The sequence below is a fragment of the Streptomyces sp. NPDC002690 genome, from assembly GCF_053592415.1.
This window is the reverse complement of the sequence record NZ_JBSFVR010000119.1, coordinates 1-20,678: the sequence shown is the minus strand read 5'-3', so window position 1 is coordinate 20,678 and position 20,678 is coordinate 1. Positions and strand designations below refer to the sequence as shown.

Annotated in this window: 22 protein-coding genes and 2 pseudogenes; 8 read left to right on the top strand and 16 right to left on the bottom strand. The window is 70.8% G+C overall.

Annotated elements, in window-relative coordinates; genetic code table 11:
- On the top strand, positions 1-645 hold a 645-nt coding region (locus tag ACWD3D_RS17095; protein ID WP_451461662.1), incomplete at its 5' end, for a hypothetical protein.
- A 128-nt stretch (positions 646-773) separates the two neighbouring features.
- Here the strand turns inward: ACWD3D_RS17095 and ACWD3D_RS17090 are convergent.
- Entirely contained in the window at positions 774-1,862 is a 1,089-nt protein-coding gene (locus tag ACWD3D_RS17090; RefSeq protein WP_451461661.1) for a hypothetical protein, read from the bottom strand.
- Positions 1,863-2,107: 245 nt separating this feature from the next.
- Positions 2,108-2,920 (bottom strand): carbon-nitrogen family hydrolase, encoded by an 813-nt coding sequence (locus ACWD3D_RS17085; protein WP_451461660.1) that lies wholly within the window; start codon positions 2,918-2,920, stop codon positions 2,108-2,110.
- 210 nt (positions 2,921-3,130) lie between these two features.
- On the opposite strand from ACWD3D_RS17085, the gene ACWD3D_RS17080 reads away from it, so the two are divergent.
- A complete protein-coding gene (locus ACWD3D_RS17080) occupies positions 3,131-3,955 on the top strand; it encodes a maleylpyruvate isomerase family mycothiol-dependent enzyme (protein ID WP_451461659.1) in 825 nt (274 codons plus the stop codon).
- Positions 3,956-3,982: 27 nt separating this feature from the next.
- Here ACWD3D_RS17080 and ACWD3D_RS17075 read toward each other — a convergent pair.
- The 3 genes and pseudogenes from ACWD3D_RS17075 to ACWD3D_RS17065 form a co-directional block, all read right to left on the bottom strand.
- A pseudogene (locus ACWD3D_RS17075) lies at positions 3,983-4,093 on the bottom strand (TetR family transcriptional regulator); the annotation flags it as partial.
- Positions 4,094-4,620: 527 nt separating this feature from the next.
- Complete coding sequence (locus tag ACWD3D_RS17070; protein ID WP_451461658.1) at positions 4,621-5,928, bottom strand: MFS transporter; 1,308 nt, start codon at positions 5,926-5,928, stop codon at positions 4,621-4,623.
- Positions 5,925-6,608 carry a GntR family transcriptional regulator gene (locus ACWD3D_RS17065; RefSeq protein WP_451461657.1) on the bottom strand — a complete coding sequence of 228 codons (684 nt, stop codon included), beginning with the start codon at positions 6,606-6,608 and terminating at the stop codon, positions 5,925-5,927. The genes ACWD3D_RS17070 and ACWD3D_RS17065 overlap by 4 nt, the downstream gene beginning before the upstream one ends.
- A 266-nt stretch (positions 6,609-6,874) precedes the next feature.
- Here ACWD3D_RS17065 and ACWD3D_RS17060 point away from each other — a divergent pair, with 266 nt between their 5' ends.
- Positions 6,875-7,774 carry a D-alanyl-D-alanine carboxypeptidase family protein gene (locus ACWD3D_RS17060; RefSeq protein WP_451461656.1) on the top strand — a complete coding sequence of 300 codons (900 nt, stop codon included), beginning with the start codon at positions 6,875-6,877 and terminating at the stop codon, positions 7,772-7,774.
- Positions 7,775-8,024: 250 nt separating this feature from the next.
- On the opposite strand, the gene ACWD3D_RS17055 is transcribed toward ACWD3D_RS17060, so the two are convergent.
- The 7 genes from ACWD3D_RS17055 to ACWD3D_RS17025 all read right to left on the bottom strand — a co-directional run bounded on the left by ACWD3D_RS17055 (position 8,025) and on the right by ACWD3D_RS17025 (position 15,786).
- Positions 8,025-9,719 carry an alpha-amylase family protein gene (locus ACWD3D_RS17055; protein WP_451461655.1) on the bottom strand — a complete coding sequence of 565 codons (1,695 nt, stop codon included), beginning with the start codon at positions 9,717-9,719 and terminating at the stop codon, positions 8,025-8,027.
- The gene (locus tag ACWD3D_RS17050; protein WP_451461654.1) at positions 9,716-10,714 is read right to left on the bottom strand and encodes a TIGR03885 family FMN-dependent LLM class oxidoreductase; all 999 of its coding nucleotides are present in this window, start codon (positions 10,712-10,714) and stop codon (positions 9,716-9,718) included. Before ACWD3D_RS17050 ends, ACWD3D_RS17055 begins: the two co-directional genes overlap by 4 nt.
- 57 nt (positions 10,715-10,771) lie before the next feature.
- Complete coding sequence (locus ACWD3D_RS17045; protein ID WP_451461653.1) at positions 10,772-12,556, bottom strand: glycoside hydrolase family 13 protein; 1,785 nt, start codon at positions 12,554-12,556, stop codon at positions 10,772-10,774.
- 232 nt (positions 12,557-12,788) lie between these two features.
- Positions 12,789-13,391 carry a DUF3618 domain-containing protein gene (locus tag ACWD3D_RS17040; RefSeq protein WP_451461652.1) on the bottom strand — a complete coding sequence of 201 codons (603 nt, stop codon included), beginning with the start codon at positions 13,389-13,391 and terminating at the stop codon, positions 12,789-12,791.
- Positions 13,388-13,852 (bottom strand): phage holin family protein, encoded by a 465-nt coding sequence (locus tag ACWD3D_RS17035; protein WP_451461651.1) that lies wholly within the window; start codon positions 13,850-13,852, stop codon positions 13,388-13,390. The genes ACWD3D_RS17040 and ACWD3D_RS17035 overlap by 4 nt, the downstream gene beginning before the upstream one ends.
- 173 nt (positions 13,853-14,025) lie before the next feature.
- Entirely contained in the window at positions 14,026-14,616 is a 591-nt protein-coding gene (locus tag ACWD3D_RS17030) for a phosphatase PAP2 family protein (RefSeq protein WP_451461650.1), read from the bottom strand.
- 75 nt (positions 14,617-14,691) lie between these two features.
- Positions 14,692-15,786 carry a YihY/virulence factor BrkB family protein gene (locus ACWD3D_RS17025; RefSeq protein WP_451461649.1) on the bottom strand — a complete coding sequence of 365 codons (1,095 nt, stop codon included), beginning with the start codon at positions 15,784-15,786 and terminating at the stop codon, positions 14,692-14,694.
- Between the two features lie 192 nt (positions 15,787-15,978).
- Here ACWD3D_RS17025 and ACWD3D_RS17020 point away from each other — a divergent pair, with 192 nt between their 5' ends.
- On the top strand, positions 15,979-16,479 hold the full coding sequence (locus tag ACWD3D_RS17020) for a DUF1203 domain-containing protein (protein WP_451461648.1): 501 nt from the start codon (positions 15,979-15,981) through the stop codon (positions 16,477-16,479).
- Positions 16,480-16,491: 12 nt separating this feature from the next.
- Here ACWD3D_RS17020 and ACWD3D_RS17015 read toward each other — a convergent pair whose 3' ends face one another.
- Positions 16,492-16,776: a hypothetical protein gene (locus ACWD3D_RS17015; RefSeq protein WP_451461647.1), complete on the bottom strand. Its 285-nt coding sequence runs from the start codon at positions 16,774-16,776 to the stop codon at positions 16,492-16,494.
- A 104-nt stretch (positions 16,777-16,880) separates the two neighbouring features.
- Here ACWD3D_RS17015 and ACWD3D_RS17010 point away from each other — a divergent pair.
- Positions 16,881-17,018 (top strand): annotated as a pseudogene (locus ACWD3D_RS17010) (DUF1203 domain-containing protein); the annotation flags it as partial.
- A gap of 82 nt (positions 17,019-17,100) precedes the next feature.
- Positions 17,101-17,436, top strand: coding sequence for a DUF6980 family protein (locus ACWD3D_RS17005; RefSeq protein WP_451461646.1), 336 nt, complete (start codon positions 17,101-17,103; stop codon positions 17,434-17,436).
- 25 nt (positions 17,437-17,461) lie between these two features.
- Here ACWD3D_RS17005 and ACWD3D_RS17000 read toward each other — a convergent pair whose 3' ends face one another.
- Genes ACWD3D_RS17000 through ACWD3D_RS16990 form a run of 3 tightly spaced genes read right to left on the bottom strand, consistent with a single transcriptional unit; the run spans position 17,462 to position 19,321 of the window.
- Positions 17,462-18,184: a hypothetical protein gene (locus ACWD3D_RS17000; protein WP_451461645.1), complete on the bottom strand. Its 723-nt coding sequence runs from the start codon at positions 18,182-18,184 to the stop codon at positions 17,462-17,464.
- 52 nt (positions 18,185-18,236) lie between these two features.
- Positions 18,237-18,434, bottom strand: coding sequence for a DUF397 domain-containing protein (locus tag ACWD3D_RS16995; RefSeq protein ID WP_451461644.1), 198 nt, complete (start codon positions 18,432-18,434; stop codon positions 18,237-18,239).
- Entirely contained in the window at positions 18,431-19,321 is an 891-nt protein-coding gene (locus tag ACWD3D_RS16990; protein WP_451461643.1) for a helix-turn-helix domain-containing protein, read from the bottom strand. Before ACWD3D_RS16990 ends, ACWD3D_RS16995 begins: the two co-directional genes overlap by 4 nt.
- A gap of 246 nt (positions 19,322-19,567) precedes the next feature.
- Between ACWD3D_RS16990 and ACWD3D_RS16985 the strand changes: the two genes are divergently transcribed.
- Positions 19,568-20,017 carry an ATP-binding protein gene (locus tag ACWD3D_RS16985; RefSeq protein WP_451461642.1) on the top strand — a complete coding sequence of 150 codons (450 nt, stop codon included), beginning with the start codon at positions 19,568-19,570 and terminating at the stop codon, positions 20,015-20,017.
- 88 nt (positions 20,018-20,105) lie between these two features.
- Positions 20,106-20,564, top strand: coding sequence for an NUDIX hydrolase (locus ACWD3D_RS16980; protein WP_451461641.1), 459 nt, complete (start codon positions 20,106-20,108; stop codon positions 20,562-20,564).
- Positions 20,565-20,678: the final 114 nt, after the last annotated feature.

Genomic DNA, 20,678 nt, shown 5'->3' with positions numbered 1-20,678 from the left:
AGCGCGAGCGCCGGCGAAAGCGCGGCGGACGGCTCCGTCTCGGGCGGAACCGTCGCGGCGCCCGCCGAGACGACCACCCCGGCCGCGGCCACCGTCACCAGCACGACCACCACCCCGATCGCCGCCGGGACCGTCGCCAAGATCTTGGCCTCCTGCCTGGGTTCGGACGCGTCGCGCTACCACGCGGTACTCGCGGTCCGCACGCCGATCGCCTCGCAGAACTGGGACGGCGTGGTCGTCGCCGTCGACTCCGCCGGCCAGTACGTGCAGTGCGAGTCCAAGGGCGACAAGGGCAACAGCCCGGACTCCCCACCCACGTTCATCAACGATCGTCTGTGGGGCGCCGGTCACACGATCGAGTACTTCGACTCGATGGGCACGCGGGCCGGCACGGGGCACTACCTCACGCTGGGCGCCGGCCACTACGCATCCAACGTCACCAAGATCACGATCAGTTACGGCGACGACCCGAAGCAGTACCCGGCAGCCATGGCGGGCGGCGCGTTCGCCTACGCGGCGGCTCTCTCCACCGGTACGTCCACCCCCGACCCGCACTTCGCGGGCCCGACCGCCTACGTCCACGCCTTCGACGCGTCCGGCAAGGAGATCTACAGCCAGGCCGAAGACCCGCAGTTCGCCGACTAGGGCGATCGCACCCGCCGGCCCGGCGACATGCGGGGGCAGCGGGTGCGTCCCCGCACGTGCGGGGAGCACACGGCTGAGGAACAGGGGCGCCGGGAGGCGCCGCGCGCGGCCGAGTGCGGGAAGCAGCGCTATCGAAGAACGTCGGCGGATACCAGGGCCCGGCCGAAATCGGCACGCGCACGGTCGACGGTCGACGGCGCGGGTCCTTCGGGACGGAGCCACTCGGCCAGGTCCGGCGCCTCGACGAGCGTCCGTCCGGGAGCGACCCGCGTCACGTCCCACCGCGAAAGGTCCGACACCTTCGCCAAGTGCTCGTCGGTGAGCAGCTGGATGCAGTGGACGTCGGGGACGAACCGGTTCCACAGGTCCGCGTTCGTGCGGAGCACGAAGCCGGAAACCTCGGGCCGCAGCAGCGGCAGGGCCCGATCGCGGTCGTCCCAGAGGGACGCCTGGCGCGGCGTCGGTGCCATGAACGCGTAGTACGCGTACTCCGCTTCGGCAAGAATCGCCCCGCGAACCCGGGCGACCCGAGCTTCCGAGGAGGCGGAGGCGTCATGGTTCTGATAGGTCCCCAGGCCGCCCCTGTCGATATGGACAAAGGCCGCCCGCGAAGCCTGCGCGTCCGCGCGGAGCAGCGTGCCGGACGAAGCCACGCGCAGCGCCGAGGCCAGGTGCACCGCCACGTCTCCAGTGGTGTCGAGCTGACTCATCCCGCCGTTGGAGACGTAAGCGTCGCCTCCGGCCTCAGCCGCCCAGCGCTCAGCCCGCTCGGACCAGCCTGTCACCCCGGCATCGTCCGGCGCGTCCAGCGCGACATACGCCGTCATCATCGGATCCGCGATCTGCCGAAGCCAGTCCGGCAGCCGGCTGGTCTTCGTGGCCCGCAACTCGCCCGACAGCCCGCCCGCCCGCAGCTCATCGGCGTAGGTCTTCAGCCACAGGACCAGGGCCTCCTCACTCCACAACCCGTCCACCAGCACGGAGACGCCCGCGAAAGTCGCCGTCAGGAAGGACCCCCAGACGGAGTCCGGCGCCGCCTCGTTGGCCACTTCGTTGGCCGTGCGGAGCCCCTGACCCGCCACATCGGCAACCACCGCGCCATCTCTACCGCCACGGCCGTCCGGGGCGAACTCCACCCGGACACCGTCGTGACCATTGGCTTCCAACTGCCGCAGAATGCTGTCGAGTTCGATGTGTACGCCGTCACGGTTCGCCATGCCGCGAGGCTACCGACGGACGACCTCCGCGAGGGCTGAATCGGCCACGGAGCGGCGGCAGGGACCATCCCCGCACACGCGGGGAGCACGCCGCCCGGCGCTCGGCGACCTGCGCGGCGTTGGGACCATCCCCGCACGCGCGGGGAGCACTCTTCCTGACCTGGGCCTTTACCCGGCGCCGGCCCCTGAATCGGCCAATTTCGCCGACTCGGGCATGTCGCCCCCGATCCCGCCGCAGCCGCCCGTCACCCCGCCACCCCCGGCCGCTCCACCCCCAGCCGACGGTCCTTCAGCGCCGGGAACTGGGCACGGGTCTTGTCCACCTTCGCCGGGTCGAACTCGACGCGCAGGATCTCCTCGTCCGCCCCCGCCTCGGCAAGGACCTCGCCCCACGGGTCGACCGCGATGGTGTGGCCCGCCTGGGGGACGTCGGCGTGGGTGCCGGCGGTGCCGACGGCGAGGACGTACGCCTGGTTCTCGACGGCTCGGGCCTGGGCGAGGAGGGTCCAGTGGGCGCGGCGGCGTTCGGGCCAGCCGGCGGGGACGACGAGGGTCTGGGCGCCCGCGTCGACGAGGCCCCGGAAGAGTTCGGGGAAGCGGAGGTCGTAGCAGGTGGCGAGGCCAAGGGTGGTGTCCGGGAGGGGGACGGTGACGAGGTCCTCTCCGGCGCCCATCAGGACCGCTTCGCCCTGGTCGAAGCCGAAGCGGTGGATCTTGCGGTAGGTGGCGACCCGCTCGCCCCGGGGGTCGAAGACGAGGGACGTGTTGTAAAGGGTGCCGTCCGCGGCGCGTTCGACGAACGATCCGGCGTGCAGCCAGACGCCTGCCTCAGCCGCCGCGCGGGACATCACCTCGTGGGTGGGGCCTTCGAGGGGCTCTGCCTCGGCAGCGAACGCGGTGAAGTCGAAGGCGCCGACCGGCCAGAGTTCGGGCAGGACCACCAAGTCGGCCGGATTCGTACCTGACGCCTCGCCGACCACGAGCGAAGCCACCCTCGCTCTGCGGTGATTGACAGGTTCGTCCGGATTTACCGCGATCTGGATGAGAGAGGCGCGCACAGTACCACCGTCCTGGCATTCGAGCCGTCAACACCGGCCTACGATCGTCACACGAAAGCACTGCCGGGGTGCCTGCTCGCAGCGTAACTTGGAACTTTCCGAAGGAACGAACCTCCCACGCAGCTCGCAGACAGCGCCGTCAGTGCCAGCCCACCCGCCCGCACTCCCTGCTCTCCAGCCCATGCTCCGAAGAACCGCACGAGGGGTCCCGTGACCGTCCATCCCAGCCTCCAGACCTACGCCGACGCCTGGACCCACTCCATCGAGGCGATAACGGAGCTGGTGCTGCCGCTCGCCGAGGGGGACTGGAACCGCCGTACGCCGTGCCCCGCCTGGTCGGTGCGTGACATCGTGTCGCACATCATCGGCATGGAGTGCGAGCAGCTCGGCGACCCGCGGCCCATCCACACACTGCCGCGCGATCTCTACCACGTGCAGAGCGACATGGCGCGGTACATGGAGATGCAGGTCGACGTGCGGCGCCACCACACCTCGCCCGAGATGACCTCGGAGCTGGAGTACACGATCATCCGCCGCTCCCGGCAGCTGCGGAACGAGTCGCGCGCGCCCGAGACGATGGTCCGGGCGCCCCTGGGCGCTGAGCAGACCCTCGAAGTGGCCCTGCACATGCGGGCCTTCGACGTGTGGGTGCACGAGCAGGACCTGCGCGTGGCACTCGGGCAGCCCGGCAACCTCGACTCCCCGGGCGCCCACATCGTCCGTGACACTCTGCTCGAGGCGCTGCCGAAGGTCGTCGCCAAGGACGCGGGCGCCCCGCCGAACTCGGCCGTGGTGCTCGACGTGCAGGGGCCGCTGGAGTTCCTCCGTACGATCCGGGTGGACGCGGAGGGCCGAGGTTCGATCGACGGGTCGCCGTCGCTGGGTCCCGCCGTGACGCTGGCGATGGACTGGGAGACGTTCTACCGGCTGGCCTGCGGGCGGGTGCGGGCGTCGAGCGTCGCGGACCGGGTCAAGGTCGAGGGTGACGAGGACCTGGCGGCGGCCATCCTGCACCGGTTCGCCGTGACCCCGTAGTCGCGGAGTACCCGGTCCGCCGACACGTCAGTGGACGAGGGGCAGGAAGACCGTGTCGACGATCTCTTCGAGCACGTCGTCGGGCACCGGGGCGAAGGTCGCGAGGAGTTCGTGGCGCAGCAGGCCGGGCTCGAACGGGCCGCGTGGCTCAGCGCCTCGGCGGTCGTGGCCGGGCTCGCCGTGTACTCCCCGCTGGGCGGGTACGGCTACGGCTGGGTCGCGCTAGCCCTCGTGCTGGTGGCCGTCGGGATGCGGGTGTGCGGGGTCGTCGCGGGGATCCACGTGCTCCGGGGGCTGCCCGAGAGCCGGACCACGATCGGCGCGGCGCTCGTGGACACCGTCTCCGAGGTCGTTTCCGGCGTCGCCGTCTCCGGTACGGTCCTCGCCGCACTGTTCACCGGCGCCCTCGCCGCCCCGCACTGGAGCGCGCGGCAGACCGCGCAGTTCCGGGAGTCCACCGCGGTCGCCGGCCTCGCGCTCAGCGTCCTGGCCGCGGCGCTCGTCGGCTGGGGGTTCGCCCACGCCCGGCGGGCCACCCACGAAGGCGGGTGACCCCGTACACCGGGCGCCCCGTACGCCAGGCGCCGTACACCGGGCCCCGTACACCGGGCGCCCCGTACGCCAGGCCCCTTCGTCAGGGCTCGTACGCGCCCCGACGCCCGTGCTCATACCGGCACGTGCACCGCTTCGACCCGGCTGATCACGTGGTGTTCGCTCTCGCGCACCGCCGCGCGCCCGCGCAGCCGCAGGATCTGTACGACGCCGAGCGCCTCCAGGAAGAACACCGAGGAGAACGCGACCGTGTAGTCGTCGCCCGTCGCGTCGAGCAGCATGCCGACCAGGAACAGCGTCGTCATGGAGGCGACGAACCCGCCCATGTTGACGATGCCGGAGGCGGTGCCCTGACGCTCCGGCGGATTCGCGGGCCGGCCGAAGTCGAAGCCGATCATCGACGCGGGGCCGCAGGCGCCGAGCACCACGCACAACACGATCAGCAGCCACATCGGCGCATGGCCCGGGTGGAAGATGGTGGCCGCCCAGAGCGTCGCCGTGGCCGCGACCGTGCCGAGCGCGAGCGGCAGCCGGGCGGCGTGGTGGCGGGCGATGACCTGCCCGTAGACGAGGCCCACCGACATGTTCGCCAGCACCACCAGGGTGAGCAGGGTGCCGGCCGTGCCCCGGCTCAGCCCCTGGTCCTCCACGAGGAACGGCAGCCCCCACAGCAGCAGGAACACCATCGCCGGGAACTGCGTGGTGAAGTGCACCCACATCCCTAGCCGGGTGCCGGGCTCCCGCCAGGACGCGGCGATCTGACGGCGTACGTACGCGGAGCCCGCGTGCTCCACGGGCGGGGGTTCGTGGCCCTCGGGGTGGTCCTTCAGGAACAGCAGCATCACGACCAGCACCACCACGCCCGCGAGCGAACTGCCGACGAAGGTGGCCGTCCAGCCGAAGCCGTGCAGGGCGCGGGCGATGAACAGGGTGGAGACGAGGTTGCCCGCCATCCCGAAGAGCGCGGCGACCTGCCCGATCATCGGTCCGCGCCGGGCCGGGAACCACCGGGCGCCGAGCCGCAGCACGCTGATGAAGGTCATGGCGTCGCCGCAGCCGAGCAGCGCGCGCGAGGCGAGCGCGGTGCCGTACGAGGGAGAAAGCGCGAAACCGAGCTGGCCCGCGGTGAAGAGGATCGCTCCGAGGGTGAGGACCTTCTTGGTGCCGAGCCGGTCGACCATCAGGCCGACGGGTATCTGCATCCCCGCGTACACCAGCAACTGGAGGATGGAGAAGGTCGACAGGGCGGAGGCGTTGACGTCGAACCGCTCGGCGGCGTCGAGTCCGGCGACCCCCAGGCTCGTACGGAAGATGATCGCCACGAAGTAGACGCCGACCCCGATGCCCCAGATCCACAGGGCGCGGCGTCCGCCCGGCGGATCTCCGGGCAGGGAGAGGGTGGGCGCGGCTGCCGAACTCATCGGTCCTCACCCCGCACCAGCACCTTGACCCGGCCGACGTGCCGGCGGACGACCTGCGCGGCTGCGTCGGCATCACCCGATCGAATGGCTTCCAACAGCTCGGTGTGCTCGGTGATGTTGGCGGCGATCCGGTCGGGGTGGGCCTCCATCACGGCGACGCCCATTCTCAACTGCCGGTCGCGGAGCTGGTCGTAGAGGCGGGAGAGGATCTGGTTGCCCGCGTTGCGCACGATCTCGGCGTGGAAGCACCGGTCGGCGACGGAGACGGCGGCCAGGTCACCGGCGCTCGCGAGGGTGCTCTGTTCGGCCAGCAGCTCTTCGAGCCGGACGATCAGCCGAGGGGAGGCGGGCACCGCCTTGCGGGCGGCGAACTCCTCGACCAGCAGGCGGGTTTCGATGACGTCGGCGATCTCCTGCGCGGAGACCGCGAGGACGAGTGCGCCCTTCTTCGGGTAGAGCTTGATCAGCCCTTCCACTTCGAGGCGGAGCAGCGCCTCGCGCACCGGGGTCCGGGACACGCCGACCGCTTCGGCGAGGTCCCCTTCGGTGAGGAGGGTCCCGCCCTCGTAGCGGCGGTCGAGAACCGCCTCCTTGACGTGGGAGTAGACGCGTTCGGCGGCGGGAGGTGGTTTGGGTTCCGCCCGGTGGGCAGCAGGGGATGCGGGAGGCGCGGCAGGCATGCACACAGCATAGATACAACATGGACGCATGAAGGGAACCGTCCGTGATCCGGACACCCCTCCAACCCCGCTGGAGCCCTTTCGTACCAGGCGCATCACCCGCCCCACAGGCGGCCGAGCGGCCGACCCCGCGCGCTACGATGCGCAGCGCTCCGCACGCCGCTCAAACGCGCCCCCGTGTTCGTACATCCAAGCGGCCGTCTCAGGAGTCTCACCATCAGCGGCTCCCATGCGGCCGCATTCCAAGGGCATTTGGAGCGTTTACCTTGAAATTCCGCATTGCGGGCATTCGTCGCACTTCTGTCGCGGCGACCGTAACCCTGACGGCCGGTGCCGTCATCGCAGGTGGGGCGCTCGCCACCACCGCGCAGGCGGCCACGGTTCCGACGCCCACCGTCGTCGCGCCCGGCGGGTTCGTGATGAACAACGCCAACGCCTCGACGCTCTACTCCAAGGGCGCCGACACCCGCCGCGCCACCGGCTCCACCACCAAGATCATGACCGCCAAGGTGGTGCTGGCGCAGAAGAACCTCAACCTGAACAGCACCGTCACGATCCAGAAGGCGTACAGCGACTACATCGTCGCCAAGGGCGCCTCCTCGGCGCACCTGATCGTCGGCGACAAGGTCACCGTGCGTCAGCTGCTGTACGGTCTGATGCTGCCGTCCGGCTGCGACGCCGCGTACGCGCTGGCCGACAAGTTCGGCGTCGGCACGACCCGCGCCGCCCGCGTGAAGTCCTTCCTCGGCAAGATGAACGCCGACGCGAAGGCCCTCGGCCTGAAGAACACGCACTTCGACTCGTTCGACGGCATAAGCAATGGCTCGAACTACTCGACGCCGCGCGACCTGACGAAGATCGCCAGCAGCGCCATGAAGAACTCCACCTTCCGCGCCGTGGTCAGCACCAAGTCCACGAAGCAGAAGGTCACCACGAAGAGCGGTGGCTACCGCTACATGTCGTGGACCAACACCAACAAGCTGCTGAGCAGCTACAGCGGCATGATCGGCGTCAAGACCGGCTCCGGGAGCAACGCCAAGTACTGCCTGGTCTTCGCCGCGACCCGCAACGGCAAGACGGTGATCGGTGCCGTCCTGGCCTCCACGTCCGAGACGACCCGGACGAGCGACGTGAAGAAGCTGCTGGACTACGGATTCAAGAAGTAGTCCCGGCACCCGCACAGGTGCCCTGGAGGGGGGTCCGGACCGCGCGCGCTCCGCGCACCGGGCCCCTCTCCCGTTGCGATGAGCACCGGACAGGACGAGCACCGGACGGGACGAGCCCGGGCCCCCGTGCGATCCCTCGCGCGGGGGCCCGGTGCGTACCACGTCCGCCCTTGGGGCGTGTGTCGAAAGTGGCGCCGCCGGCCCGGAGGGCGGGACAGGCGGGACGTTCGGCACACGCCTGAGGCCGTGATCAGTCCTCGACCGCGCGGTCCGGGTCGTCGAGCGGGGTGTTCACCCGGAGCCAGCGGTAGCCGTACGGATCCAGCTCGACGTCGATCCGCCCGCCGGCCGCCGCCTTCGCCCCTTCGCCGCCGAGCAGGTCGGTGAGGAGACGCCCGCCCCGCAGCCCCGGCACCTCCACGGACGCGGTGAGCGGCCCACCGGTGAAGTTGTGCACCGCCAGCACCGCACCCTCCGGCAGCGAGCTGAGGTGGGCCAGCACGCCCGGGTCGTCGGTGTCGAGCACCTCGCAGCCTCCCCAGGCCAGTTCGGGTGCGTCGCGGTACCGCTCGATCAGGGTCCGCATCCGGGACAGCGGCGAGGCGGGATCGTGCGTCTGGTCGTGCACGTTGACCCGCCTCGGGCCGTAGGCGCCCTCCACCACCGGGTTCGGCAGCGTCACACCCTCGGCCCGGGTGAAGCCCCCGCCCTTGTCCGGCGTCCACTGCATGGGGGTCCGCACCGCCTGGCGGCCCGGTGCGGCGAGGTTCTCCCCCATCCCGATCTCCTCGCCGTAGAAGAGCACGGGGGTCCCCGGCAGGGTGAACAGCAGGCTGTAGGCCAGCTCCACCCGGCGCCGGTCCCCTGCGACCATCGGCGGCAGCCTGCGGCGCAACCCCCGGCCGTAGAGCCGCATGTCCTCGTCGGGGCCGAAGGCGGCGAAGACCTCGGCGCGTTCCTCCTCGTCGAGTTTGTCGAGCGTCAGTTCGTCGTGGTTGCGGACGAAGGTCGCCCAGCGCGCGTCGCGGGGCGGCACCGGACGCTCGCGCAGGGCCGCAGCCAGGGGGCCCGCGTCCTCCCGGGCCATCGACAGATACATCCGCTGCATGCCGATGAAGTCGAAGCAGAGGGTCAGCTCGTCGCCCTCGCCCGCCTCGGCGCCGCCGAAGAACCTCGCGGTGTCCTCGTACGGCAGGTTCACCTCGCCCAGCAGGATCGCCTCGCCGTTGCGGCGGCCGAGGAAGGCCCGCAGGTCGGCGAGGTAGGCGTGCGGGTCGGGCAGGCCGTCCGCGTCCTGCTGCCCGTCGGTCTCCAGCAGGAAGGGCACCGCGTCCACGCGGAATCCGGACAGCCCGAGCTCCGTCCAGAAGCCCATGATGCGGGCTATCTCGTCCCGCACGGCGGGGTTGGCGACGTTGAGATCGGGCTGTTGCTTGTAGAAGCGGTGGAGGTAGTACTGCTCGGTCGCCTCGTCGTACTCCCAGACGCTCTTCTCCTCGTCGGGGAAGACGACCCCCTGCGGTCCGTCCTCGGGCGGGGTGTCGCACCACACGTACCAGTCGCGGTGGGCGGAACCGCGTCCGGAGCGGGCGTCCAGGAACCAGGGGTGCTGGTCCGAGGTGTGGTTGACCACCAGGTCGGCGATGACCCGGATTCCCCGGTCCCGGGCGGTGCGCACGAACTCGGTGAAGTCGCCCAGGGTGCCCAGCCTCGGATCGACGCCGTAGAAGTCGGTGATGTCGTATCCGTCGTCGCGTTCCATGGTCGGGTAGAAGGGCATCAGCCACACGCAGGTGACACCGAGGCGCACCAGGTGGTCGATCCGTTGGGTGAGCCCGGCGAAGTCACCGACTCCGTCGCCGTCGCCGTCCTGGAACGTCTCCACGTCCAGGCAGTAGACGACCGCGTTCTTCCACCACACGTCGGAGGTACGGGTCAGCCTCATCGGGTACCACCCGCCACGGCGGGGGCGGGCCGGGTGACGTCGAGTCGGGGCAGCACCTTCTCGCCGAACGCGTCGATGAAGGCGCTCTGTTCGACCCCCACGTGGTGCAGCATCACCGTGTCGAACCCGAGGTCGGCGTACTCCTGGAGCCAGGCGGCGTGTTGGCCGAGGTCGGCCGAGACGCGGACGCTCTCCGCGACCCGCCCGGGCGTCACGTGCTCACTGACGTGGTCGAAGAGCTCAGCGGAGTCGAGGTCCCAACTGGCGGGCGGGCCGTGCACGTTGGTGCGCCACTGGTCGTGCGCGAGGGCGAGGGCCGTGTCCGGGTCGGGGTCCCAGCTCAGGTGCACCTGGAGGTGCAGGGGTCCGGCGCCGCCCGCCGAGCGGTAGGCCTCCACGATCCGCCGCAGCGTCGCGTGCGGGGCGTTGACGGTGATCAGACCGTCCGCCCACTCGGCGCACCACCGCGCGGTCTCCTCGCTGCACGCGGCGCCGATCAGCGGCGGCACCGCCTCGGGGAGCGTCCAGAGCCGGGCCCGGTCCACGGTCACCAGGCCGTCGTGGCTCACCTCCTCGCCGTTCAGCAGCGCCCGGATGATGTCGACGCACTCCCGCAGCCGGGCGTTGCGGACCTCCTTGCGCGGCCAGCCGGTGCCGGTGATGTGTTCGTTGGACGCCTCACCGCTGCCCAGGGCGGCCCAGAACCGGCCCGGGTACATCGCGGCGAGGCTCCCGATGGCCTGCGCGACGATCGCGGGGTGGTAGCGCTGACCGGGAGCGTTGACCACGCCCAGCGGGACGCTGTCGGTGGCCTGGAGCGCCGCCCCCAGCCAGGACCAGGCGAAGCCGGACTCACCTTGCCGGACGCTCCAGGGCGAGAAGTGGTCGGAGCACATGGCGGCGGTGAAACCCGCCTGCTCGGCACGGACGGCGGCAGCCAACAGCGTTGCGGGAGGCACCTGTTCGTGCGATGCGTGAAATCCGTAGACAGTCATGGGGCGCGAGTACCCGGGGTCGCCCGGATCATCTTCGCGGCGCCCCCGGGCACGGACTCATCCCCTGCGGCGGTGCACCCTCGCCTCCCAGGGGGCGAGCACCAGACGTCCGGGCTCGCGAGGGGCCGACGGGCCGTTGTCGAGGAGGATCTCGGCGCCCTCCCACCCCGCGAGGCCCGCTCCCGCTCCCGCCAGGTCGAGGGCCACTATGTCGCCGGTGAAGTTCCCGAGCACGAGCAGGGTCGTACCGCCATGGCTGCGGGTGAACGCGTAGATCCGCTCGTCGTCCGCCAGCAGCATCGTGAAGTCCCCGTGCACGACGCAGGGTTCGTCGTGCCGGAGCGCGATGAGCCGCCGGTAGTGGTGGAGCACGGAGTCGGTGTCGGCCTCGGCCGCCTCGGCGTTGACCTCGGTGTGGTCGGGGTTGACCGGGAGCCACGGAGTCCCGGTGGTGAACCCCGCGTGCCGGGAGGCGTCCCACTGCATGGGGGTACGCGCGTTGTCCCGGCCCATCGCGCGCAGGCCCGGCAGCACGTCCTCGGGCCGGGCGCCCGCACGCACGGACTCGGCGTAGTGGTGCAGCGACTCGATGTCCCGGAAGTCCTCGATGGTGTCGAACGGGGCGTTGGCCATCCCGAGTTCCTCGCCCTGATAGACGTACGGGGTGCCCCGGTGCAGGTGCAGCACGGTCGCCAGCATCTTCGCGGAACGGGTGCGGTGCCGGGCGCCGTCGTCGCCGAACCGGGACACCACGCGGGGCTGGTCGTGGTTGTTCCAGTACAGGCTGTTCCAGCCGACGTCCGCGAGGCCCTCCTGCCAGCGCCCCAGCGAGGCCTTCAGGTCGGTCAGGCGCAGCGGGCGCGGGTCGAACTTGCCGCGCCCGTGATCCAGCCCCACGTGCTCGAACTGGAACACCATGTCGAGCTCCGCGCGACGCGGATCGGTGAAGAGCCGGGCCTGCTCGACGGTCACCCCGGGCATCTCCCCGACGCTGAGCAGCCGGCCGGGGTAGCGGCCCATCACCTCGCGGTGCATCTCCTGGAGGTACTCGTGGATGCGCGGGCCGCAGACGTAGTGGGGTGAGCCGTCGCCGTACGGCCCCTCGCCGGTCGGCAGACCGTCGGGCAGGGCCGGGTTCTTGGAGATCAGGTTGACGACGTCCATCCGGAATCCGTCCACGCCCCGGTCCAGCCACCACCGCATCATGGCGTACACCGCCCGACGCACTTCGGGGTTCTCCCAGTTGAGGTCGGGCTGGCCCGGCGCGAACAGGTGGAGGTAGTACGCCCCGCTCGCCCCGTCGTACGTCCAGGCGGGGCCCGAGAAGAACGAGCCCCAGTCGTTCGGCTCCCGGCCCTCGCGCCCCGTGGCGGCGCCGGTCACGCCGCCCGGCCGGCCGTCGCGCGGCGGACGCCACCAGTACCAGTCGCGCTTGGGGCTACCGGGGTCGCGGGACTCCTGGAACCACGGGTGCGCGTCCGAGGTGTGGTTGACCACCAGGTCCATGATCAGTTTCATGCCGCGCTCGTGCACGGCGGCCAGCAGGCGGTCGAAGGCGTCCAGGTCGCCGAAGACGGGGTCGATGTCCTGGTAGTCGCTGATGTCGTAGCCGTTGTCCGCCTGCGGCGAGGGGTACACCGGGGACAGCCAGAGCACGTCCGCCCCCAGGTCCGCGATGTGGTCCAGGCGACCCGTGATGCCGTCCAGGTCGCCGATCCCGTCGCCGTCCGAGTCCGCGAAGCTGCGCGGGTAGACCTGGTAGACGACCGCGGACTTCCACCACTCCGTGTCCCCGGGGACGCGTTCCCCGGGGACCGTACCCGTCTCCCTCTCGGTTGCCATCGCCGTCTCCTCCGCTTCGGTACGACAGGGGCGCGGCCTGTGCGGGCCCGACTCCACCCCTGCCCCGGGGACGGCGTCCGTAGGCCGTGTCCGACACGCGTGTCGCGCACCGCAGGAACACTCGCGGCGCCCCCGCTCACCGCACCGAAGGGCCGGGCGGGCTCCTGCGAGTCCGGGCCCGGCCCTTCGGTGCGGCGTCCTCACCGCCGGGTCTCCCCCGCCGGTGACGGCGTCAACGCTTCCCGGAGGTACGGCGCTTCGCGACCACCACCAGCAGCGCGACGGCGGCCACCGCGAGCAGCGGCCCGCGCCGCCGTCCGGCCGCCCGCTGAGCACGGCCGGCCCGCTCCGCGAACGCGACCGGGGTCTTCTCCTCGACCTTGGCCGCCACCGCGTGGGCGGCCGAGGTGACCCGGTCCTTGGTGCGCATCGCCCGGTCGACCACGGGAGGCGGGAGCTTCTCCTGCGCGTCCCGGGCGATCCGGGCGGCCTCGTGCCCGGCCCGTGCGGCCTTCTCCCGCGCCTGGGCCTTGGCGACGGCTGTCTTGTCCCGGACCTGCGCCTTGGCGTCCATGGCCTTCAGCCGGGCCTGGACCTTGGCTTCCGTCGCCTTGCGCCTGGCCTGCTCCTTGGCGTCCTCCGCCTTCCGCTGGACCTGGGCCTTCACGTCGGCCTTCTCCGCCAGTGCCTCGACCGTCCGGCCGAGCTGCTCGCGGGTCGCCTCCGCTTTTCGCCGGAGCTCCTCCGGGGTCACCGGCTCGTCGGAGTACGGCGCCGGGGTCACGGGCTGGTTCTGGTTCTGGTTCTGGTTCTGGGACCGGGGCATGTCGTTCATCGGTGTGCCTTCTCCTTGATCTCGGCCACGTCCGCCTTCAGGTCGTCGATGGCCCGCCGGGGGGTGGGCGGGGTGGCGAGGGCGATCTCCTTCTTGCCCTCCACCGCCAGGACCGAGGCGACCGCCGCCAGCACGGCACCCACGATCAGCGCCGCCGCCCAGACGGGCAGCACGGTGGCCAGGCCCGCGATCCCGGCGGTCACCAGCGCGCCCAGCGCGAGGAATCCCACCGTTGCCGCGCCGCCGAACAGTCCACCGCCCAGGCCGAATCGCTTGCCCTTCTGGGTCATCTCCGCCTGCGCGAGGCGCATCTCGTCCCGCACCAGCTGGGAGAGCTGCTGTGACGCCTGGGTCACCAGCGCGCCGACCGACGCGCCCTCGTCACCGGCGCCCGAACCCGGGCCGGTGCCGCGTCCCGTTCCTGACCCTGCCGTTGTGGCCGGGTGCTCCACCGTGGTCATGGTCCTCGCCCGCCTCTCCTCGCAGCGTCGCTCCCCGGGGGAGCGTGGTCCACCGCACGTCCTGGATTGTCATGAATGAGCCAATCTGCGGCTACCCCGGCAGCATCTCCGCATGCACGGCACCCTCGTGGACGGTCCCCCGCGTGCGCACGCGCCCGGATCACCGCAGCCGGTCACCGCACGTGGGGGCGGAGGACCCGCCAGAGCCCGGGCGTGCGGTGTACCAGCCACGCACTCGTCAGCCCGAGGGCCGCGCCGACGGCCACGTCGCTCGGGTAGTGCGCCCCCGACTGCACCCGCTCGACGGCCACCAGCGCGGCCGGTACCGCGCACACCGCGCCCACGAGCGGAGAGAGACCGGCGACCGCCGCCGTGAACCCCACCGCGGCGGCGGTGTGCCCGGAGGGAAAGGAGGAGCTGCCCGGGCGGTCCTCCACTCCGTCGTGCGGGATCAGCTCGGCGGGCGGTCTGCGTCGCTCGCAGAGCGGCTTGCCCACCCCGTTGGAGAGGAGTTCCGCCAGTCCCATGCCGGCCAGCCCGGCCATCGCGGCCCTGCGGTGGCGGGGGCCGCCGACGGCGACCATCACCCCGGCCGCCGCCCACCACAGCTTGGTACGCTCCGCCGCCGACTCCACCGCCGGAAGCACCTCCCGCGTCACGGGCGACCTCCAGTGGGCCACCCGCCGGGTCAGCCGGCGGTCTTCCCGCCGCAGTGCCGCAAGGCCGGGGATCAGGTGGCGCGCCCCCGCGCCGTCGCTCGTCATGCCGTCCACGGTCGTCGTGTCCTTCCACTCGTCCGGGGACGAGGAGCCGCGGAAGCCCGGCGCGTCCCGGACGGATCAGCCGAGCCGACGGCGGTCCTCGTCGGTCCATTTGGAGGTGTCGCGCGGTTCGACGTACGGCTCCTCGTTCTCGGGAAGGCCGCCGACGATGGCACGCTCCCGGCTCATCTCGGCGTCGAATTCGAGGCCGAGGAGGATCGCCAGGTTGGTGATCCACAACCACACCAGAAAGACGACTACCCCGGCGAGGGTGCCGTACGTCTTGTTGTACGAAGCGAAGTTGGCGACGTAGAGGGCGAAGCCGGCCGAAGCGACCAGCCAGATCAGAAGAGCGAGAAAGCTCCCCGGGGTGATCCAACGAAAGCCCCTCCCACGCGCGTTGGGGGCGGCCCAGTAGAGGATCGCGATCATGAGCGTGACCAGCAAAGCCAGTACGGGCCACTTGGCGATCGACCACACCGCCATCGCGGTGTCCCCGACGCCCAGCGTCTCGCCCGCACGGCGCGCGAGGGGACCCGTGAAGACCACGATCAGGGCGCTGATCACCGCCATCACCATCAGGACCACGGTCAGTGCGAGACGCAGAGGCAGTATTTTCCACACCGGACGCCCCTCGGGCACGTCGTAGACGGCGTTGGAGGAACGGATGAACGCCGCGATGTAGCCGGACGCCGACCACACCGCCAGCACCAGGCCCACGACGGCCATCAGCGACCCGACCCCGCCGTTGTTCTGCAACTGCCGCACGGCGTCGGTCAGTATGTCGCGGGCCGGCCCGGGAGCGAGCTTCTTCAGATTGTCCATGACCTTCTGCGTCGTCGACTCCCCGGCGAGACCGAGGATCGAGACCAGCACCAGCAGCGCCGGGAAGAGCGCGAGGATGCCGTAGTAGGTCAGGGAGGCCGCCCGGTCGGCGAGCTCGTCGTTCTTGAACTCCTTGAACGTCCGCCTCAGCACCGCGCTCCACGAGCGCTTGGGCATGCTGGTCGGGGTATCGGGAGCGTTGGCCTCCACCTCGGGGCCGGGCCCGACGTCCTCCGTCTCCCGCCCGCGCACGTCCTCGCCGGCGTACCCACCGGCGTCCTGGTGCTCGGAGCGGCGGTGTCCGGTGGGTTCTCCGTTGTCCTGTGGTGATGCAGGGGTCGGTGTCATGCCTCACGAGTAACCCGGTCGCCCGATCGGTAACGGCCAAGCGCCCGCACGGGTGAGAGGAGTACGGGACACCCGCCGCCGGGAGCCGGGCGGAGCTCACCCGGCAGCGGGCGGGCGAGGGCCACCGCACTCGGAAAACGTCACGTCCGATTCCCGCCAGCGCCGCAGGCTCCGCGCCGGAACCCTGATCCCATGACCACGACGTACGAAGTACACGCCATCGCCCCCGCGACGCTGGACCAGCTCCGTCTGCAGGACGACGCCGGCCACGCCCGGAAGGCGATCACCGACCCGGAAGGCGGCGCCCCGCTCCGCTGCTGCCTCCGCCGGAGCGCGGAGGGCGACCGGATCGTCCTCGTCTCTTACGCCCCGCTGCGCCGCTGGGCCCAGGAGACCGGCGCCGAACCGGGGCCGTACGACGAATGCGGCCCGGTCTTCGTCCACGCCGAGGACTGCGGCGGCCCGACTTCCGGTTCCGGCTACCCGGCCCCGCTCCACGGCCCCCGAAGGGTGCTTCGGGCCTACGACGCCCGGGGGCACATCCTCGGCGGACACCTCGTGGAGCTGCCGCGCGAGCGGGCGGCGGAGATGGACCACGCCCTGCGCGAGACCTTCGCGGACCCGGCCGTGGCAGTGGTGCACGTACGGGCGGTGGAGTTCGGGTGCTTCATGGCGGAGGTGCGGCGGGGGTAGCGCCTCGGAGGGTCAGTTGAGGACGATCACGGCGCCACACACGACAGCGATGACCGGCCCCGCGATCACCCACACCAGAGCGACGATCCTCATGAGGTTCGGCCCGTCCTCCTGCGCGAACGCCTGGGGAGCGGCTCCCGGGGCGACACCCCGCCGCCGTTGGCTCTCGGCCCGGCTCCGCATCCACGCGGCCCCCCGGGGGGAGAGGAGCAGAGCCCCCAGGAGGGTCGTCACCAGTCCGACGAACAGCATGAAAGTGGGCACGAAGTCCGGCGGACCTCCGGCAGCTATGATCACCAGTCGATGATGGGGGTGCCCTCGCCCGAGGTCAACGCCCTTACCGAGCCCCGTACGAACCCCTGACGGCCGGCAGGGCGAGTCCGGACAGCGGCCGGCCGGGCCTCGTCGAACTGCCGGGCGAACGGGCGGCGGAGACGGACCACGCCCTGCGCGAGACCTTCGCGGACCCGGCCGTGGCAGTGGTGCACGTACGGGCGGTGGAGTTCGGGTGCTTCATGGCGGAGGTCCGGCGGGGGTAGCGTCTCGGCCCCGGTGGCTCCGCGCGCGGGAAAAGGGATGCGGCACCATCGGATCGCCCGGGTAACTTCACCCGAAATCCCGATGAGAGCGAGCCGCCAGACCGTGTCCGATCACTGCTGCGAAACGATGACCCGGTACGCGAGCCCGGAGTGCGACCAGCACGACGACCCCTTCGCCTGCCCGGACACGCTGGTCGAGTTCGACCCCCGGTTCCAGCAGTACGGGCTGATCATCCACGACGGCGGCACGTCGGCGAGCACCATCGACTTCTGCCCCTGGTGCGGACGACGCCTCCCGGAATCCCAGCGCGACCGTTGGTTCGAGGAGTTGGAGCGCCTCGGGATCGATCCGTGGGAGGACGAGATCCCCGCCGAGTACCAGGACGGCCGCTGGCTCGACCGCCCGTCGCGAGACTGAGCGGCGAGCCGCGCGGCGAACCGCGTCAGACGGACGGGTAGTCACCGGAGGAGGGCAGGTTCGCAAGCGCGTACTCCTCCGCAATGCTGAACACGGAGCCGCAGCGCGGGCATTCTGCCCGCCCGAAGAGGTGGGCCACGCCCTCGGCCAACACCTGCTCACCGTCCCGGGACGCGGTCGCGTACATCCACCGGCCGGTCCCGGACAGTTCCTCCGGGGACGCCGGCCGCAGCTCCCTGCGGTCCACGTCCCCCAGATTCCAGTCCCGCACCGCGGAATAGCGACCGTAGCCACCGATGGCGATCGTGGTCTCCCCGCCGCAGTGCGGACAGTCCACCGGGTAGAAGTCGTCCGCGAAGTCGTCCAGCACGGCAGCCAAGTGATACTGCCCGCGCGCCCCGAGAAGGGCGCGGAAAGCGGGAAGGTAGTCGGACGGCCGGGTCCTCAGATATCGGTCCAGGAGTCCGTCGAGCGCGCTGATCGTCTCGGCGCACCCTGCCAGCAGGTCCTCGCAACCGTGGTCGCAACCCGCCCGCCGGACGATCGCACCCGCCAGTCCGCGCGCCCGGCCACGCGTCTCCGCGAGCCGCACCAGACGTGGCAGAGCGGCGAAGGAAGCGGGGAACACCCAGTCGTCCTCCAGCACGAGCCGGTGACGCAGTTCGCACCACGCCTCGGCGTCGTCCTCCCGTTCCACCTGGTCCAGGAGTCGCGGGACACGCTCCGTGTCGCCCTGGCAGTCGTACATCCGATCCCAGTCCGGCCCCTGCGCGCTCAACTCCGGCCCGGAAGGTGGCGGATCAGCCGGCCGAAGGCTCATCCGCGAGATCCGGGTCGGCGGCGAAGGCGGCCCAGGCAGCGGGGGTGACGACGAGGGCGGGTCCGCCGGGGCGCTTGGAGTCACGGACGGCCACGGAGCCGGGGATGTTGCGGGCCACTTCGACGCACTCGCTGGACGTAGCGCTGTAGCTCGACTTATGGAAGTGGTACGGCTTCACTTGCTCATTCCCTTTGCAATGTCGTCGATGAACCCGATCGAGTCGTAGGGCGACAGGCTCATGCGGGACGCCTGGTTGAAGAGACTCACGAACACGGCAGATTCCTCCGCGTCCTCCACCCAGATCGTGGAACGCGGGGTATCCATGTGCACCACGTCGACCGCCTCATCTTCTCCGAAGGAGAGCACGTTGAAAGGGCCTCCGATGCACGGGTGGCCACCGGCGCGAAAGGGAAGCACCTGGATGTGCACGTTGGGTAGTTCAGCCAACTCACACAGATGAGCAAGTTGCCGCGCCATCACCTGCGGCCCTCCCATCAGCTGACGGAAGGCAGCTTCCCAGATGACTGCGTGAATGCGCAGTGGAGCCTCTCCGTACAACTTCAGCTGCCGCTTGGCCCTTCCCGCAACGACATCCTCGATCCTGTCGAGGTCGTCCCACGACATGTCAGCCACACCCATGGCTCTGGTGTACTCAGCGGTCTGAAAGAGACCAGGGATGAGCGCCATCTGCCACTGGCGAACCCGGACCGCCGCGTCCTCCATGGCGATGTACTCCACCTGGGTGGACAAAGTCGGCGTCTCGTTCCACCAGCCCTTGACCTTGCGCCTCTCACGGTCCGTCTTGGCCAGTTCCAAAAGGTGGGCCAGGACCTTCGGATCACTGATCCCATAGGCCGCGCAGAGGGCCGTGATGTCCGGATCGCGCATGGGGACCCAGCCGCTTTCCATCTTCACGACCTTGGTCTGCGTCGCGCTCAACGCTTCCGCCGCCTGCTTCTGCGTCTGACCGGCCATGACGCGCAGACGCTGAAGTTCCCCGCCCAGCCGTCGGCCGAGAACGGTGGATACCCGGTTCCCGGCCGCGCTCCTACCGGATGCCTGCATGTAGCCCTCCCAGTGAACGGGCCCAGTCTCGCAGCTCATTGCGCCCAGGAGGACTCCGTAACTCGTACGGGGAATATAGTCCCCGAAACCTTGAGTCCCGGATAACGAGGGCGCTACGTTCAGTGCTCCACCGCTCGCTCAGCGGAGCCGACCGGCGGAAGTGCACCGTCCTGCCCTGCGCCGAGACGTACCGGCCCGGCGCCGGCTCGGCATCGCCACCGCCCGTTTCCACGGAGGTACGTGTCCATGACGCCCGCCCAGGAAATCCCCGCCCCCGAACCCGTTCTCCATGAGGACGTGCTCAGCTACACGCCCACGCCCGGCAGCGTCCGGCGCAGCCGGCACAGGGCCGTGCGGCTCGTCGTGGAGTGGGGGTACGACGACCTGGCCGACGATGTGGGCTTGCTGGTGAGCGAGTTGACCACCAACGCGGTGCTGCACGGGGCTCTGCGGGACCGCCTCTTCCGCGTCCGGCTCCTGGTCACCGCGACCGCCCTGCGGATCGAGGTCGCCGACCCCCGGTCGGAACGGCTGCCCGACACCCGCAAGCCCGTGGATACCGACTGCTTCGGACGGGGGCTGCTGATCGTGGCGCACATCGCCGACAGGTGGGGCATCGAGCACCGCACGGTCGGCAAGACGGTGTTCGCCGAGATGTCCCTCGTACGCGAGTCCGGTCCCGCTCTGCTCCCGTGAGTCCACGCGAACCCACGCACACCCAAGCACCCCCACCGGGCGTACCGGTCACACGGCTCGATCGGCGTTCATGACGGACACTGCCGAGATGGATCAGCCGAGAATCCGTGTGGCCGCGTACGTGGTCCGAGACCGTACGACCCCCGAACTCCTGGTCTTCGACCACGTGGGCATGCCGGAGGCGGGCACCCAAGTCCCTGCCGGCGGGGTCGAAGCGGGCGAAGGACTGGAGGAAGCGGTCCTTCGGGAAGTCGCCGAGGAAACAGGTCTGTCGACGGCGACGGTGGTGGGGCGAGTCGCCGTGGAGGACAAGCCCCACCCCGACACGGGACAGCCGCGACGGACCAGCTTCTTCTCCCTGCGAGTGCCCGCCGACACCCCGGACGTCTGGGAACACCACGTGCACGGCGACGGGGGTGATGCCGGCCTCGTGTTCCGCTGCCGTTTCCTCGCGCTCCCCCTGCGGGAGCCTCTCGCCGACGATCAGGACGCCTGGCTCGACCGCGTCGACCCGCGCTGGACCACCCTCACCAGGAAGCGACGATAGCGCTGTCCGGAAACAGAGGTGGGCCCGCACGCTGCTGCGTGCGACTCACCAACTGGAGCCCCGAGGAGGAGCGGCTCTACGTCGACCGCCTCTACTACCGCCACACCACGCGGA